The 15,708-nt window shown below is 59.3% G+C and carries 14 protein-coding genes; 3 read left to right on the forward strand and 11 right to left on the reverse strand.

Going from position 1 to position 15,708, the window contains the following annotated elements; translation table 11 throughout:
- Positions 1–35: 35 nt before the first annotated feature.
- The gene (locus Q0Y21_RS13400; protein WP_297796394.1) at positions 36–1,694 is read left to right on the forward strand and encodes an acetolactate synthase large subunit; all 1,659 of its coding nucleotides are present in this window, start codon (positions 36–38) and stop codon (positions 1,692–1,694) included.
- 42 nt (positions 1,695–1,736) lie between these two features.
- On the opposite strand, the gene Q0Y21_RS13405 is transcribed toward Q0Y21_RS13400, so the two are convergent.
- The 4 genes from Q0Y21_RS13405 to Q0Y21_RS13420 form a co-directional block, all read right to left on the reverse strand.
- The gene (locus Q0Y21_RS13405) at positions 1,737–2,234 is read right to left on the reverse strand and encodes a VOC family protein (RefSeq protein WP_297796396.1); all 498 of its coding nucleotides are present in this window, start codon (positions 2,232–2,234) and stop codon (positions 1,737–1,739) included.
- A 21-nt stretch (positions 2,235–2,255) separates the two neighbouring features.
- A complete protein-coding gene (locus Q0Y21_RS13410; protein WP_297796399.1) occupies positions 2,256–3,077 on the reverse strand; it encodes a YciI family protein in 822 nt (273 codons plus the stop codon).
- A gap of 88 nt (positions 3,078–3,165) precedes the next feature.
- Positions 3,166–3,717 carry a DUF2231 domain-containing protein gene (locus tag Q0Y21_RS13415; RefSeq protein ID WP_297796402.1) on the reverse strand — a complete coding sequence of 184 codons (552 nt, stop codon included), beginning with the start codon at positions 3,715–3,717 and terminating at the stop codon, positions 3,166–3,168.
- A complete protein-coding gene (locus Q0Y21_RS13420) occupies positions 3,714–5,144 on the reverse strand; it encodes an ethylbenzene dehydrogenase-related protein (RefSeq protein ID WP_297796405.1) in 1,431 nt (476 codons plus the stop codon). The genes Q0Y21_RS13415 and Q0Y21_RS13420 overlap by 4 nt, the downstream gene beginning before the upstream one ends.
- A 176-nt stretch (positions 5,145–5,320) precedes the next feature.
- On the opposite strand from Q0Y21_RS13420, the gene Q0Y21_RS13425 reads away from it, so the two are divergent.
- Positions 5,321–6,208 (forward strand): prenyltransferase, encoded by an 888-nt coding sequence (locus Q0Y21_RS13425; RefSeq protein ID WP_297796408.1) that lies wholly within the window; start codon positions 5,321–5,323, stop codon positions 6,206–6,208.
- Positions 6,209–6,242: 34 nt separating this feature from the next.
- Here Q0Y21_RS13425 and Q0Y21_RS13430 read toward each other — a convergent pair whose 3' ends face one another.
- The 3 genes from Q0Y21_RS13430 to Q0Y21_RS13440 all read right to left on the reverse strand — a co-directional run bounded on the left by Q0Y21_RS13430 (position 6,243) and on the right by Q0Y21_RS13440 (position 9,956).
- Complete coding sequence (locus Q0Y21_RS13430; protein WP_297796411.1) at positions 6,243–6,443, reverse strand: hypothetical protein; 201 nt, start codon at positions 6,441–6,443, stop codon at positions 6,243–6,245.
- Positions 6,444–6,525: 82 nt separating this feature from the next.
- Positions 6,526–7,947: an AsmA family protein gene (locus Q0Y21_RS13435; RefSeq protein WP_297796415.1), complete on the reverse strand. Its 1,422-nt coding sequence runs from the start codon at positions 7,945–7,947 to the stop codon at positions 6,526–6,528.
- Between the two features lie 38 nt (positions 7,948–7,985).
- Positions 7,986–9,956 (reverse strand): hypothetical protein, encoded by a 1,971-nt coding sequence (locus tag Q0Y21_RS13440; protein WP_297796418.1) that lies wholly within the window; start codon positions 9,954–9,956, stop codon positions 7,986–7,988.
- A 221-nt stretch (positions 9,957–10,177) separates the two neighbouring features.
- Here Q0Y21_RS13440 and Q0Y21_RS13445 point away from each other — a divergent pair, with 221 nt between their 5' ends.
- Positions 10,178–11,473: an MFS transporter gene (locus Q0Y21_RS13445; protein ID WP_297796421.1), complete on the forward strand. Its 1,296-nt coding sequence runs from the start codon at positions 10,178–10,180 to the stop codon at positions 11,471–11,473.
- Here Q0Y21_RS13445 and prs read toward each other — a convergent pair.
- The 4 genes from prs to Q0Y21_RS13460 all read right to left on the reverse strand — a co-directional run bounded on the left by prs (position 11,415) and on the right by Q0Y21_RS13460 (position 15,706).
- Positions 11,415–12,362 (reverse strand): ribose-phosphate diphosphokinase, encoded by a 948-nt coding sequence (gene prs, locus Q0Y21_RS13450; RefSeq protein WP_297796424.1) that lies wholly within the window; start codon positions 12,360–12,362, stop codon positions 11,415–11,417. The genes Q0Y21_RS13445 and prs overlap by 59 nt on opposite strands.
- Before the next feature lie 46 nt (positions 12,363–12,408).
- Positions 12,409–13,095: a DUF2959 domain-containing protein gene (locus Q0Y21_RS13455; RefSeq protein WP_297796426.1), complete on the reverse strand. Its 687-nt coding sequence runs from the start codon at positions 13,093–13,095 to the stop codon at positions 12,409–12,411.
- Positions 13,096–13,346: 251 nt separating this feature from the next.
- Positions 13,347–13,745: a GFA family protein gene (locus Q0Y21_RS18490; protein ID WP_366517688.1), complete on the reverse strand. Its 399-nt coding sequence runs from the start codon at positions 13,743–13,745 to the stop codon at positions 13,347–13,349.
- A gap of 272 nt (positions 13,746–14,017) precedes the next feature.
- On the reverse strand, positions 14,018–15,706 hold the full coding sequence (locus Q0Y21_RS13460; protein ID WP_297796429.1) for an AMP-binding protein: 1,689 nt from the start codon (positions 15,704–15,706) through the stop codon (positions 14,018–14,020).
- Positions 15,707–15,708 lie beyond the last annotated feature (2 nt).

Genomic DNA, 15,708 nt, shown 5'->3' on the forward strand with positions numbered 1-15,708 from the left:
TATAAACAAGAACTCTGAAAGCGTGGAGAAAAACAATGACAAACGGCGCACAAGCCCTGATGAAAACCCTGGTGGATGCTGATGTTGAAGTCTGCTTCAGCAACCCCGGCACCAGTGAGATGCATTTTGTGGCGGCACTGGATGATGAGCCCGGAATGCGTGCCGTCCTTGCCCTGTTCGAAGGTGTTGCCACTGGCGCGGCGGACGGTTATGCCCGCATGGCCGACAAGCCGGCTGCCACGCTGCTGCACCTGGGCTGTGGACTGGGGAACGGGCTGGCCAATCTGCACAACGCCCGTAAGGGCAAGGTACCGGTGCTGAATATCGTTGGCGATCATGCAATCTACCACGTGAAGTACGATGCCCAGTTGCAGTCCGATATTGAAACCGTAGCCCGCAACGTATCGCCGGGTTTTGTCCGCACCGCCAAGAGCACGGAAACCCTTTGCCAGGATGCCGCCGAGGCCATTGCGGCCGCACGCAGCGCCCCAGGCCAGGTAGCCACACTGATCCTGCCGGCGGACGTTTCCTGGGGGGAAGGAGGAGTGCCCTGCGCGCCTCTCGCTCCACCCAAACCGGCACCGGCGGATGCTGCCACCGTTGATGCCATCGCCGCAGCCATTCGTTCCGGCAAGAAAACGGCCCTGCTGATGGGCGGGCATGCGTTACGGGAGCCCAGCCTGCTGGCGGCGGCAAAGCTTGCTGCGCACAGCGGCGTCATGCTGCTGGCGGAAACCTTCCCGACCCGCATGGAGCGGGGCGCCGGCCTGCCCCCGGTAGAGCGCCTGGCTTACCTAGCAGAACTGGCCACGGTACAACTGACAGATATTGATCACCTGATCCTGGTGGATGCCAAGGCTCCCGTCTCTTTCTTCGCCTATCCGGGCAAGCAGAGTTACCTGGTGCCGGATACCTGCAAAGTTCACACCCTTGCGGCGCCGGACCAGGACATCACCGGGAGTCTGAACAAACTCAACGAAGCCCTCGGTGCCAGCCAGGCAGAACCGAAACTTCAGGCCAGCCAACGACCGGGCCGGCCGAGGGGCAAGCTCACGGCCGAAAAAGTTTGCAAGGCGGTGGGTCACCTTATGCCCGATAACGCCATCATTGTGGACGAAGGCATTACCTCCAGCCTGATGCTGTCGGTGATGACCGCTGGCGCGCCCAGGCATGATCTGCTTACTCTCACCGGTGGCGCCATAGGCCAGGGCCTGCCGAATGCTGTTGGTGCCGCTGTTGCCTGCCCGGATCGGCCGGTACTGGCCTTGATCGGCGATGGCACCGCCATGTACACCATCCAGGCCTTGTGGACCATGGCCCGTGAACAGCTCAACGTCACCACCATCATCTTCAATAACGCCTCCTACTCTGTGCTGAATATTGAGCTGGAGCGGGTGGGGGCAGAGCAGGCCGGTACGAAGGCAAAGTCTCAACTGGACCTGCGCGGCCCCGTGCTCAACTTTGCCGAGATGGCACAGGGCATGGGAGTGCACGGGGTGAGGGTAGATACAGCCGAGGATATGGCCAAGGCCATGGAATACGCCCTGAGCATGCCCGGGCCACACCTGATCGAAGTCATGATTCCGGAGTCACTGAGCGGCGTGAAGCGCCGGATACTGCCGTGGATGCTGCGCGCGTTGCCGAGCCTGCCGTTGTCGGTAACCAAAGCGCTGAAGAAGAAGTTGGCACCGTGAACATTAGCCAGTCCGGGAGTGGGATTCCCGGACTGGCTAATGTCAGCGAGGTGGCGTACCCTGACGCGCCGCTTCAATGGTCGCTATGTCGATCTTTCCCATCGTCATCATGGCCTCGAAGGCGCGCTTGGCCGCAGCAGGATCGGGATCGGCGATCGCTTCTGTCAAAGCCACCGGCGTAATCTGCCAGCACAGCCCCCATTTATCTCTGCACCAGCCGCATGCGCTCTCTTCGCCGCCGTTGCCGACAATCGCATTCCAGTAACGATCGGTTTCCTCTTGGTCATAGGTGGCAACCTGAAACGAGAATGCTTCGCTGTGCTTGAAGGCTGGGCCGCCATTGAGGCCCAGGCAGGGAATGCCCAGGACAGTGAATTTTACCGTCAGCACATCTCCCTTCGATCCGGTTGGATAGTCTCCCGGTGCGTAAAGGACGGTACCAACCGATGAGTCGGGGAAGGTTTCCGCGTAGAAGTTTGCTGCCTCCTCGGCATCACCGTCGAACCAGAGGCAAATGGTGTTCTTTGCGTGTTCCGTCATGCTATTGCTCCTTGTTGTGTCTTACTGGCAATGTTCAATCTGGCTACTGATCATCCATTGAACGCCAAAGCGATCCTTGGCCATTCCGAAACGGTGCGCCCAGAAAGTCTTTTCAAACGGCATAATGACCGCACCCCCGTCTGAAAGCCTTCGGAAAACCTGTTCAGCCTGCTCAGGATCATCGTATTCAAGATGGACCTGGGCGCCCTGTGGTGGCTGGTAGCAATCTCCCGACATATCCGCGCCCATTAGCCGGCGGCCCCTGAGATTAAGGGACGCATGGATGACACGATCATGCATGTCCGGGGCGACATCCTCTGCCGCCGGCGTTTCCCCGTAGGTGATCACGGCCTCCAGGTTGCCGCCTGTCACCTCCGCATAAAATTCCATGGCCTCCCGGCAGTGACCGGCAAACGCTACATGCACATTCATCTCCCGGGGTAGCTGTCCCAGAGAGCGGTGTTGCTCAAGTGCAGGGCTGGGCTTGAAATCTTCAAGCGTAAAATACCGGCGTAATTCAAGGGTAACATTGCCATCGGCGTCTTCCGGGGGCCATTGTTTTGCCCAGGCGATGGCGTCTTCAAGGGAATCCACCTCAAGCACGCTGTAGCCAGCCAGCTGCTCGCTGGTTTGCTCGAATGGACCGTGCGCAACGGTCGGCTCGCCGTTGCGGAACTGAATGCGACAACCTTCGCGGGTTGGCCTCAGTCCGTTGCCATCGACGAACACCCCGGCCTGGGTCATACGGTCATTGTAGTCGGCCATTGCCTGCAGGATTTCTTCCGTGGGTAATACGGCGTTCTCGGTGTCGGCATCGGCTTTGCGCATCAACATGTATTTCATACTGTCGTCCTCCAGTGATTGTTGGTTGTGTTCACTGGTAAGTCGGACAGTGCGGGTGGAAATCGACACCCCATCAAAATTCGCTTGTTTACGCCGCCTTTCGACCGCTTCTGACGCCCAGTACTGCACAGCCGAGCCCAATCAGTAGCAGGACCAAAAGCACCCAACCGGGCACGTAGAATGTGGTGTACACATTCCAGCCCAGGGCGCCGAGTATCTTGGAGAACGCGGTGGGCGCACCGGCGAGATGGCCGCCCAGCGTGCCAGTGATGGCAAACAGGACGCCTCCCAACAGCGCCAGGAAAACCAGCGCCCAGCGCCGGGCACCGGTAAACGCGGCTGCGCCAGCGCGCCAGACCAGGACAGCCACCATGGCCCAGACGCCCAGGGACCAGAGTGACATCAGGATGTGATTGCGGGCGAGGGGGCTGTACAGGTTGGCTTGCCAGGGCCATACCAGGAAACCAGTGACAATGGCGGCCATCGCGCCAAGAAGGCTCAGGATCAATAGCGGCAGCAGTGCGGCCTGGGCAATCTCCGCCGGGCGTCCCCGGCCCAGGGCTCCAACCAGAACCAGCAATGCTGCGAGGGCCCAGAAGCCCACGGGAATGTGCACAAGCATGTGGTGTATGCCGGTCATGGGCGGTCTCCTTGGCGGGTTGGTGAAAAGCTGAACCAGAGTCCAACCAGGACACCGGCCAGCAAGAACAGACCGGCGGCCAGGGTCAGCCACCACTGCCGGATGATGGCCTCGTTGAACTCCATTTCCACCCCGTAGTGAGCGAGTTGCTCTTCGCTGTGGCGGGGGTGGACCGGCTTCCCTTCGGCGATATCCGCGCTGCCGGCGTGGGCGCGGCTGATCAGCAGCGGCCAATTCACCTGGCCGGGGTAGAACAGGGTGGTCTCAAACCAGGCCTGGGACCAGTCCGGCTCACTTCCCTCGAAGGCGACAGCCTGGATGTCGGCGTCGCGGCCCAGCCCCAGGCTGTAGGGGTGGGATACATAGTGCCAACGGCTGCCGGTGGCGTTGCGGTGGACGGCAAACCCCAGGGTATAACTCCCCTGATCCCGGAACATCTTGTCATCCAGCGGCTTGCCGGTATCGCGACTGCGGACCAGGGTTACGTCCCAGTATCCGTCGCGCCAACGGGCGTCTCCATGCACCCGGATATCTCCCCGCGAGCCAGCCCCTTCACGCAACAGACGGCGGGGAATCACGTCGCCGTTTTGCCAGTTGCGGGTGGCATCGAAGGGAATGGCGAAAGTCTCGGCCAGGTAATAGATAGCGTCAAAATCGACCCGGTTGGCCTGGATATCTTCCCATCGCAGGGCGTGGATTCCGGTGGCTTCCGGATCGAACATCCAGAGCGGCTGTTTGGCGTCGCTGTCCCAGTTGGTGGTGTAAGGTCCCTGGCCGGCGTCACCGTGGCGGTGCTCGCCGATCCACTGATCGTCAGACATACCAACGGGGTTCGAGCGGCCCGCGCGCCAGTGCCAGAGATCCAGGAAATACCCCACCTCCCGTTGTGCCTGAAGCGCGTCGGCATCCACCACGGTACGCCAGTCACTGATATCCTGGCGGGTATCGGGCAAGTGTTTGCGGACATCGCTCTGCCCCAGGGTTTTGCCCAGGTGAGGGTGGGCGGTCACGTCAGCCGGGGTGGCGGAGTCGGTAAAGAAGCGGGCGTTGGCGCCGACGGTGATATAGCCACCGTAACGGGCGAACTCCGGTACACCGCCGTCATCCACCAGCATAGTGACCCGGTCTTCGTAAGTGTTGTCTGGATCCGGACCGGCGCGGGAATTGCCGTGGCGAATCCACTCGCCGTCCGCGAAACGCAGCATGTCGTGATAGACGTAGGCCTGATCCGCTGGCCAGCGGTAGCGAAAGAAGATCTGCTCGGGATTGTAGGCTACCTTGACCTGCAACGGCATGGTCAGTTGGCCTGGAATGTAGATATTGCGTTCGGGATCGTTGTGGATGACGCCGGTTCCCTGGGTTATCCAGGCAAGGCCCATGGCGAGCACCAGGCCGCCGAGGATGGTTGGAATCCGCCAATCGTGCATGTCCGTTGCCCTCAGGGTGTTGTTTTGACAAGTCTGGAATGGATCACGGGAGCGCTACCTTGACTTGCGTCAACCGCCGTTCTTAATAGTAGCGGGATATCCCTCGTTTTATCTTATCTTCCTTGGTAGAGAGATTAGCAGGCTGACAATTACAGGCAATCCGCGGAGGAGAGCATATGTCTAGTGTAGCGGTACTGAGGGCGAGCCGCCCGAATTTCCTGGTGCTTGCACCCTTGTGTGTGGCGCTGGGCATTGTTTTGACCTGGCGGCAGATGGCGGTACTGGATGGAATGCATGTGCTGTTGGTCCTGGTGGGGGCACTGCTGGCCCATGCGGCGGTCAACCTGCTGAATGAATATCAGGACTTCCGCTCGGGCCTTGACCTGGCCACCACCCGCACCCCGTTTTCCGGTGGCAGCGGCGCCTTACCGGACAGGCCTGAAGCAGCCCCCAAGGTTCTCGTTGCGGCGTTGGTGACAATGGCCGCGATGGCGGCTATCGGCCTCTATTTCCTGTGGTTACGGGGGCTGCCCATGCTGTTGCTCGGGGTGGGCGGGCTTGTCCTGATCATTGGCTACACCCAATGGATCACCCGTTCCCCCTGGCTATGCCTGCTCGCCCCCGGCCTGGGCTTCGGGCCGGTGATGATATGGGGCACGCAGGTGGCCCTGGGCGGCCAGCCGGATGCGAGTGCTGCCCTGGTGGCCGTGATGGTGATGCTGTGGGTCATCGAGTTGCTGCTGATCAACCAGATCCCCGACGTTGCGGCGGATCGCCAGGCCGGCCGTCGCCATCTGCCGATAGTGCTCGGCCTGAAGGTGGCTGCAGCGGTGGTGGCGGTGTTGTTGCTGGGAAGTTATCTGCTGCTGGCCACTGCCCTGTTAGTCGGAGCGCTACCCGTGGCCAGCGGGCTGGCAATGTTCACGTTACCGGCCGCGCTCTGGGTGGCCTGGCGGTTGCCCCATGCGCTGGATGACAACAGCAAGTTGTCCCCGGTGCTGGGGGTGAACGTTGCCGCACTGCTGACCACGTTGGCGTTATTGGGGGTAGGGTTGTGGCCGTGATACCGCCCGGGGCATCAGGGGCTGAAGTGGCTGTTCAACCGGGGGCCTCCCGGTAGGACACCATTCGCTGTTTATCTTCATCCCAAAGGGCATACCGGAAGCAGTCTGCAATATCGCCGAGCACCCACACCACTACGATCAACCCGAAAATAATAGGGTAGCTCAACAGCACAACCAGGGGATTGCGCTGGGCGCGATAGGTAAAGCGCTGCCACGGCGTTGCGTCCCGCCACATACGGGCAAATTAGATCTTTGGGCAGGTAATTGCCAACGCTCGGGCTATCCAACTCTACCTTTTGCAGAAAAGTCCGCCATGTTCAGGGATGAGGCATCGATCCGGTGTAGAACGTTTCGCAGTCGCCACCTGTAATCGCCCGCACCCCGCGTTTGACGAGGTCGAGCATCGGTCCGGTCACCGCGACCAGAACGTTGGGCCGCTCGATCTCGGGTTCGTGGAACGGGCCGGTAATTCGTTGTTCAACAACCGCACAGCCATCGGAGTCAATTACTGCTACCTGCATGTCCTGGAAGCGGTAATTGACGAAGTCCAGCGCCCCGGTCAGGGCCAGGCGGTTTTGTGGAGTTCGGAAGGCCACGTCACGCGCCTGCGCCACACCCCCTTCAATAACCCATTCAGAGATCATCTGATCAATGGTTGTGCTCCCCCCGCTGCCCTGAAGCACACCGGTAAACGCATAACCGCGCGTAACCACAAGACCTACCGGCCCGGCAATGAATACCGCACCAACATCAATCAGATTGAAGTTCTGGGTTTTGGTGTAATCCGCCAGCTCGTCATCCAGGTCATACCCATCAATGGTCAGTTCCCCCGAGCTCAAGCTGAGCATGCCGGTTGCGCTGTTACGGAGCTCCTGCCAGGTGTTGCCCTGCGCATTGAGAGACAACTCAAGATCGACGTTGCCGGTGGCGGCCTGATCCGGGTTCAGCTTGCCCATGAAGGCCCCGAAATCAAATTCAGCAAGCCCGTATTCAAGCCTGAGAGCGGGTGTTCGGGACGAAAGGTCCGCCTCAATCCATCCCGAGGCTTCTCCCTCGAAAGCAGTTGCCTTGACGGGCTTCAGTGTGAAGACGCCGCTATCGCCGCGGACCTTCATCGAGAAATCGGAAGCCTTGAACCGGCTCTGGCTAAGCGTATCGCATTGCAAGTCGCCTTCGGCGGCAAGAGATGCAAGCGCCTGGTCCGGCATGCCACCGTTATGGTGGATATTGCGCAGCTCCAGATCGCAATGCTCAAACAGCCATCCCATCTCCGAGGTCTGATCAATATAGGTAAACCGTGCATCGGACACCCGCAACCGCCTCAGCGACAGTGCGTCGAGTTCCTCGGGATCGGTCCCGTCAATGTTGAACACACCCGGGCTGGAGCGCTTGATCACCAGTTCCGGCTGTTTTATATGGAGATCAATTGGGTGCACGTTACCGGTCAGCAGGCTGAAGGTGGCAAGCCCCACACTGACACTTTCAGCTGTGGCCACTACCTGCCCCTGTCTGCTTAGCTCGAGTTCTGCAATTGTGACGCTTGGTCCCTGCAGCAGGCCGAAGCGCAGGGGCTGACCGATCTGCACGTCCATGTTCGTGATGTCGCTGAGCCCGGCCTCAATCCGTTTTTTGACCTGATCAGTATCAACCAGCAACCAGGCTACCAGGACGGCTGCGATGAGCAGGGCGGCCAGCACCGAGACAATCACAATCGCCATTCGTATTCGAGTTGCCATCATTCCACCGACCATCTTGTTCAGGCCCAGCCTGGTGAGCTCTAAGGCGATGCTGCCCAGCTAGTGTAGCCAAGCTTCATAATACGGGCGACTTCGTCTTCCGGTATTGCTGACAGGTCTCCCAACTCCAGGTGGTCAAAATGGAATGCGTAAAGGCGGGAGGTAAATTCGGCAATGGGCAGGGAGGCTTCGCCGCGATACTCGCCGTGGCCCCGGGTGGAGCAGGTGATGCCCTGGCCCCAGTCCTGGCCGCTGTCGTTGTTGGGGTTGAAGAAGTAGACCCGTATCTCGTCCTGGGGGCTGAGCCCGACTCTCAGGATGTTGATGGCGTGACGGCCCACGAAGCGCGAGGCGCTGTCCGTGACGGCAATGCCCGCCGGCTGGGCGTGGATGACTGGCATGTTCCCGTTGTAAAAAGGGTGGTAGCTGGCATAGAAGTGGCGAATGAAGCCGTCGTAGTCGTGCACCTTGCCGGTGTGGATATCGGCCACCACACGGAATCCCTGGCTGACCCACCAGCCATAGAATTCCGGGTTGATCCAGCGATGGGCATCGTCATCCCGGTTTTCACAACGGCGCCACATCTCCCCATAGATGCGATCCAGGTGGGGGATTAGGATCAGCGATACCGGGTCCACATCGACTGGTGTTCCCTCGACCAATCCGGGCTTAAGATCTCTGGAAGAGACGTTCTGGCCTTCGAACCGGCTCAGCACTTCGTTGTCCCGGGCCGCCCAGGCCAATACCTGGAGCAGGTAATCGGCTTCGTTGGCGGACCACATCGACAGACCGATGGCAGACTGGCAGGTGGGGTTGTTGCCCTGGCCCACTCCCAGCGGCTGCCCCAAAAGATTGATGACACCGGCCAGCAGGAACACCCGGGGCGGCCGGGCATCGCCATAGACCCCTTGAAGAGTGTGTGCTGTCTCTGCTGACAGGCGGAGTTTGATTTGCCGCCACAAGGCCTGGGCCACGGAAGGCGTAAACAGCGAACCCCGTTCCAGCATTAAGGTGAGTCCGTAAACGGCCTGGCAGGTTTCCGGGTAGATGGCTTCGTCGATCAGGGCATGGACCAGTTCCGTGTAACAGTAGAGATCATCCAGACCGGTCATGGTCAGTCCCAGTGCGTCGGGTATCAGATCGTCCTGCTCACTGTTGCGCAGGAACCTCAGCATAACCGCATGATAAGGGGAGGCCAGACCGGTGTTGTGCATGCTGCGGGCAAAGCTCGTGGCTTCCGACGAGAGTGCTTCGTCGTCCATCTCCGTCAGCCGCTGCTCATAGATCTCCAGGCCCGGGTCTTCGGCGCTGCCCGGTGTGGGCGCAAACAGCGCGTTGACCAGACGGGTGGCGGCACCGTTGCCGGTGGTTTTTATCTTGGGGTCATAGAGGCACTTGGCGATCTGATCGATCATCTCGCAGATGCTGTTAACCTGTACTGGCCCCTGGTCCAGCAAACGCCAGACTTCCTCCACCAGACTGTCCAGCAGGCTCTCATAGCCAAGATGGGAAATCAGGTATCGGTAGAGTTCCTGGACAATCAGCCCGAGCTGTTTCGGGCGCTCCCGGTCGGCTTCCGTAAGTTGGCCTGACAGCAGATCCAGGTTCAGCGCCATCACCTGGGTCAGAAAATGCCGTGCCTGTTCCGCTGAAATGCCGGGGTGGAAGTAGTCACCCAGGGTGACGGCAAGCATTCTTAGCTCGCTGATGGCTTCTACGATGGTGGTAACGGCCCCGGCCTCGCGCAGGGAGTGTTTGACCAGTGCCGGCTGCAGTATCGCCGGTTGAGCCCAGTCGCTGGCACCGAAGATGCCGGCGGATTCCAGCGATCGGACCCGCCGGTACAGGACATCAAAGCCGCCCGGCATTGTCATCAGGATTCGGGCACGCTCCAACAGTCCAAGGCTGGAGGCGTTGGGGTTGATGTGACGGGCTCGAGCGAACTCAGCCAGTGCTCCATCAAACTGCTTCGACGCCTGCTCGAGGGCAGGGTCGGCGTTTGGGCGTTCCATAGCTTCGATTCCCTGTTGTGTTCGGGGCCGGTGCAAGTGTTACCTTCCCAGCCGACGCTCTGAATGTAGTCGTCTTCGACCCTGGTGGCCAGAGCGGCGCTGCGTGTTCAGTCACCGTGATCTCTGATACAAGTCTGGCTCGTGGTTTCGTTGCCGTCTACGCTGATTACAATCAGCAACGACAAGGCCCCAATTCTCGACGCTTGTCTGGCGGAGGTGGAATGAAGTTTCCCTCAAGCACAGCTTTTGCCCTCTTGGGAGCAGCACTGATTGCGATCAGCTACGGGCTTGCGCGTTTTGCCTTCGGGCTGTTTGTGCCCCCAATCCGCGCAGAGCTGGAGCTGACGCCGGACGTGATCGGCATCATCGGCGCTCTGCCACTCATCAGTTTCGTATTTGCCACGATGGTCGCACCATTATCCGCTGACCGTCTTGGTGCCCGCAATACGGCGATGCTTTCCGGTGGTTTCGGTACTGTCGGTCTGGCGCTGATCAGCCAGGCTTCCGGAGCTTTATCCCTTGGCGTGGGTGTATTCGCCTGTGGCATCTGCACCGGTCTGATGATGCCGGCACTGACCGCGGCCATGCAGGCGCTGGTGAAACGCTCCCTCCATGGGCGGGTCAGCTCGGTTATGAACGCTGGCACCAGCATTGGTGTAGTCATTGCTGTACCGACGATTCTATTCCTGGCCGGTGCCTGGCGTTATGCGTACGCGTCCTTTGCTGTTCTGGCGGTCATCGGGATGCTTGCCACGTGGATCTTCATTCCTTCCGTGTCGCGAGTCATGCCGTCGAACGCGGCGCCACCACCTTCGATCAGCGCCCTGCAGTGGTGGCGTCTGTTCAGGCTTTCACTGTTTGCTTTCATGATGGGCTTTGTCTCCGCGGCGTACTGGATCTTCGCGCCCGACCTGGTCGTCAACCTTGGCGCCCTGCCGCCCGATGCGACCGGGTGGCTATGGCTGGCGGTTGGTATTGCCGGTCTCGGAGGTGCCGTGGTGGCGGATCTGGCCGATCGCAACAACCCGCCAATCACCCAGGCACTCATGCTGATGATGCTTTCCGCGAGCCTGGCATTGCTCGCCGCCAGTCCCGATAACCTGGCGATTGCGGCATTCTCCGCACTGGTCTTCGGCCTGGCTTATATGAGTCTGACGGGCCTGTACCTGATGACCGGCATCCGCCTGTTGCCGGGCCGATTATCGATGGGTCCCGTATTGCCTTTTATGGCTGTGTCGCTTGGACAGGCAACCGGGTCGCCTCTTGTAGGCTTGTTGGTGAATGAGTTCGGTTACTCAGATGCGTTTGCCATGTTTTCGGTGGTTGGCATTCTGGTGGCCATACTGTCTCCCCTGTATCCGCGCTACATTGAGCCGGAGCACGAGGAGGAGCGCGAAGAAGAGACTGGCCTCCAGGCGGCCTACGACTACCAGCTTCAGAATGAGGAGGGTGAGCCGTTCAGGTATGGAGCTCCCGAACGGCCTGGGCAAACAGCCCGGCAACCGGAAGGGTCGTGACCCGGCCCTGAACCTCTGGTTTCTGCTGCGGTGTAACGCTGTCGGTAATGAAAAGCTGATCCATGGACACGGCACGGTAAAGTTGCTCCGAACCCGGCCCGAACAGGCCATGGGTGATGACCCCGAACACCCTCGTGGCGCCCTTGTCTTTGCAAGCGTCGGCGGCGCGCAACAGGGTGGTGCCGCTCGCCACCATATCGTCAACGATGATGGCAACCTTGCCTGTCATGTCCCCGATCACGGCATCGCCGGTTACTTTGCCATCGCTTCGTCGTTTCTCCAGGAAGGCGGTGGGTGGCTGTTCGCCAGTGGCATCCGCCCAGGCGTCGCGAAACCGGTCCACGCGTTTGGTGCCCCCGGCGTCGGGGGAAACAATAACGACCGGCTCGTCACCTACACGGTCTATAAGTGCGTTGACGAACAGACTGTGGGCTTCCAGATGCACCGTCTGGCAGCGGAAGGCGTTGTCGAATGCGCCCCGGTTGTGAACTTCCAGCGCCACCACGCAGTCCACCGCCATGGCTTCGAACAGTTGCGCCACGTAGCGTGTGGTGACCGGGTCTTGCTCCTTGGCGCGACGATCCTTGCGCGCATAAGCCAGATACGGCACCAGCGCGGTGACGCGTTTCGCGCCGGCATCTTTAACGGTGGCGATGAAAAACAGCAGCCGTAGCAACTTGTCGTTAACGCTTAAGGCTTGCTCGCCAAAGAGGGTATGGAGAACGTAAACGTCCCGGCCCCGTACACTCTGTAGTGGCCGGGACTTGTGTTCGCCATCGTCAAAGGCGCGATCTTCATGGGGGGCCAGGCTGATGCCGAGCTGTGCGGCAACGGAACGACCAAACTCATGGCTACCTTCCAGGGCAAACAAAACCGGCTCGCTGTTCATATCATGTCCTTGACGGTATGTGTTCGGTGCCCGCTCGCGGCAGGCGCTATCCGCCTTCGCGGAATCTCCGGATAAAGGCTTCGGACTCGTCGATCGATTGTTCCATATTGCGAATCAACTCATCCACGTCCTGACGGATACTCACCAGCTCGTTCTCCAGGGAACCGATCGCCTGGGCGTTCAGGTTATGCTTAAGATATAGCACCTGATCCTGAAAGGCCTGCAATACTGGCTCCATGCGATCTTCGGCCACGTGCATACGGCGGATCAGTTGGCTGTACTGAGCCCGGGTCTCATCAAGCTGCTGTTCGCTGTTGCGTCGCAGAGAGGCGCTTTCGTATAGGTCCAGTTCATCCTCCCATTCATCGAACAGATCTTCTGCAACTTCTTCCACCTTGTCGATGCGATCGCGGACATCTTCCGCGCTGGACTTACTGTCTTCATAGGCATCGCTGATCTCGGCGTACCGATCCTTGAGCTCGGTATCCGGTGTATCCACAACGCTCTGGAAGCGCTCCAGAGAGGAACGAAAGGTTTCCTGGGCGTCGTTCTGGCTGTCTCGCGCGTTTTCCACCCGGTCCACGAGGATATCGCGCTTTTCATACCCGAATTTTTCCATGGTGTTGTAGTACAGCGAGGAACACCCGCCCAGAAACAAGACACTGAGCAGCAACAGCCACAACTGACGGGCACCTTGTGGCCTTAATGAACTGACAGTGACAGGGTTGGACATAAAGCGGTCTCCGGTTGGGGGTGTGGGTACGAGTCCGGAAAGTGAAGCATGGCGGCCGCTTGCTGACAAGTAGTCACTGTTGGGCCTCGCCATTCGTTCGACCATTTCGGCGTAGCCCTTGTCACCGTCTGTGCGGTGTCTGCTGAAAATGACGGCGAATTAAGGGGGGAGGCTTATCTGAACCAGGAGTCCACCTCATCGTGTGACGCCAGTGTTAATGGGCGCCAACGCCGTAGCCGCGACTGGCATGGTTAGTCACTTGTATCTCTGACTCGGGACTCACTAGTAGGCCAGCTGTCGAACTGTGGCAGCAAGTCTGTGATTTGATGCCAGCTTGCCTTTGAACCCGTAAAAATATGGGCCTCGGGCTCATCATCAATGTCACCTTCCAGACCACCAAGTGGGACGCCGATAACTTCCGGACGATCTTTATAGGTACTGATTAAAGGCGAACCACACGTCTTGCAAAAGTACTTGGTGACGTTCTCGGACGAAGCATACGGAGTGAGATTGTGCTCTCCGGACAGCCACCGAAACTGGTCATTACGAATCGAGGCACGAGTGCGGAAAGCAGCGCCGTGCCAACGCCGGCACTTGGAGCAATGACAATTGAAAATCGGGCCGAGTCGCCCTTCAATTTCATAGCTCACCGTTTCGCACAAACACTTCCCTGTAAGGTTGCTCAAAGGTCCGTCTCCCTGAATGCAGCAATTGGATAGCGGTCACACCGACTACAGCAACGTGACCGCTGAATTATTACGCTTTTGTGTTCAAACGAATTTACAAAATAGTGGAAAAATCAAAGGCCTGCTATGCCGATCGGTAATATTTTGTCATATCACCACGTAATTACGAAGCGCAAAGAAAAAACCCCGACAAATAGCCGGGGTCTGAAAGTGGGGAACAGAGCAGGGGGAGTGGCTTACTGCTTCAACCCCATCTCCTCAATAGAAATCTCCCGCATTTTGAACTTCTGGATCTTCCCGGTGACGGTCATCGGGAATTCATCCACGAACTTGTAGTTCCTGGGGATCTTGAAGTGGGCGATTTTGCCCTTGCAGAATTCCCGCAGTTCGTCGCCTGTCACCGGGTCCGCGTCCGGCTTCAGTTTTACCCAGGCGATCAGCTCTTCACCGTACTTGTCATCGGGGATGCCGGTGACCTGCACTTCCTCGATGGCCGGGTGGGTGTAGAGGAATTCCTCGATTTCTTTCGGGTAGATGTTCTCGCCGCCGCGGATGACCATATCTTTGATGCGGCCAACGATCTGGATGTAGCCGTCTTCGTCCATGGTGGCCAGGTCACCGGTGTGCATCCAGCCGGCGCCGTCGATGGCTTCGCGGGTTTTTTCTTCGTTGTTCCAGTACTTCAGCATCACGCTGTAGCCTCGGGTGCACAGCTCGCCGATCTCACCGCGGGGGACCACGTTGCCGGTGCCCGGGTCGACGATTTTGGTTTCCAGGTGCGGCTGAGTGCGGCCCACGGTAGTGACCTGCTTTTCGAACGGGTCGAGGGAGCTGGTCTGTGTGGATACCGGGCTGGTTTCGGTCATGCCGTAGGCGATCTGAACTTCTTTCATGTTCATCTTGCCGTTGACCTTTTTCATCACCTCTGCCGGGCAGATGGAGCCGGCCATGATGCCTGTGCGCAGGGTGGAGAGGTCGTAGCTTTCAAACTCCGGCTCGGCAAGTTCGGCAATGAACATGGTGGGCACGCCGTAGAGGGCGGTGGCCTTCTCCTGGTGCACGGCCTGCAGCACGGACTTGGGCTCGAAACCTTCACCCGGGTAGATCATGGTGGAGCCGTGGGTAATGCAGCCCAGGTTGCCCATCACCATGCCGAAACAGTGGTACAGGGGCACGGGAATGACCAGGCGGTCTTTTTCGGTAAAGCGCTGGCTCTCCGCCACAAAGTAGCCGTTGTTGAGGATGTTGTGGTGGGTGAGGGTGGCGCCTTTGGGGTTGCCGGTGGTGCCGGAGGTGAACTGGATGTTGATCGGGTCATCGAACTGCAGCTGGCCCTGTACCTTGTCCAGCTCTTCCTGGCTGACATCGCTGGCAAAGCCCACGAACTGGTCCCAGGTCCACATGCCGTCGTGCTTGTCTTTGTCCAGATTGACCACGGCGCGTAACTCCGGCACTTGCTGGGCCTTGAGTTGGCCCGGGGTGCTGGCCTTCAGTTCCGGGGCCAGCTGGTAGACCATCTTGCGGTAATCGGAGGCCTTGAAGCTGTCCGCCGTGACCAGCACGGAAATACCGGCCAGGTTCAGGGCGTAGTCCAGTTCGTGTACGCCGTAGGCCGGGTTGATGTTCACCAGGATGGCACCGACCTTGGCGGTGGCGAACTGGGTAACGGTCCACTCATAGCGGTTCGGGGACCAGATGCCAACGCGGTCGCCCGGTTTTACGCCGATGGCCATAAAGGCGCGAGCTGCTTCGTTTACTTTTTCGACAAACTCTTTGTAAGTCCAGCGGATGTCCTGGTGCAGGCACACCAGGGCTTCGGTGTCCGGGTATTGCTCGGCGGTACGGTCGAGCATTTCGCCGATGGTCATGCCTAGCAGTGGTGTCTCTGAGGTGCCACTGGTATAGCTTGGAAGAGTCGTGCTCATTG

Source organism: uncultured Marinobacter sp. (assembly GCF_947259545.1).
Classification (GTDB): Bacteria; Pseudomonadota; Gammaproteobacteria; order Pseudomonadales; family Oleiphilaceae; genus Marinobacter.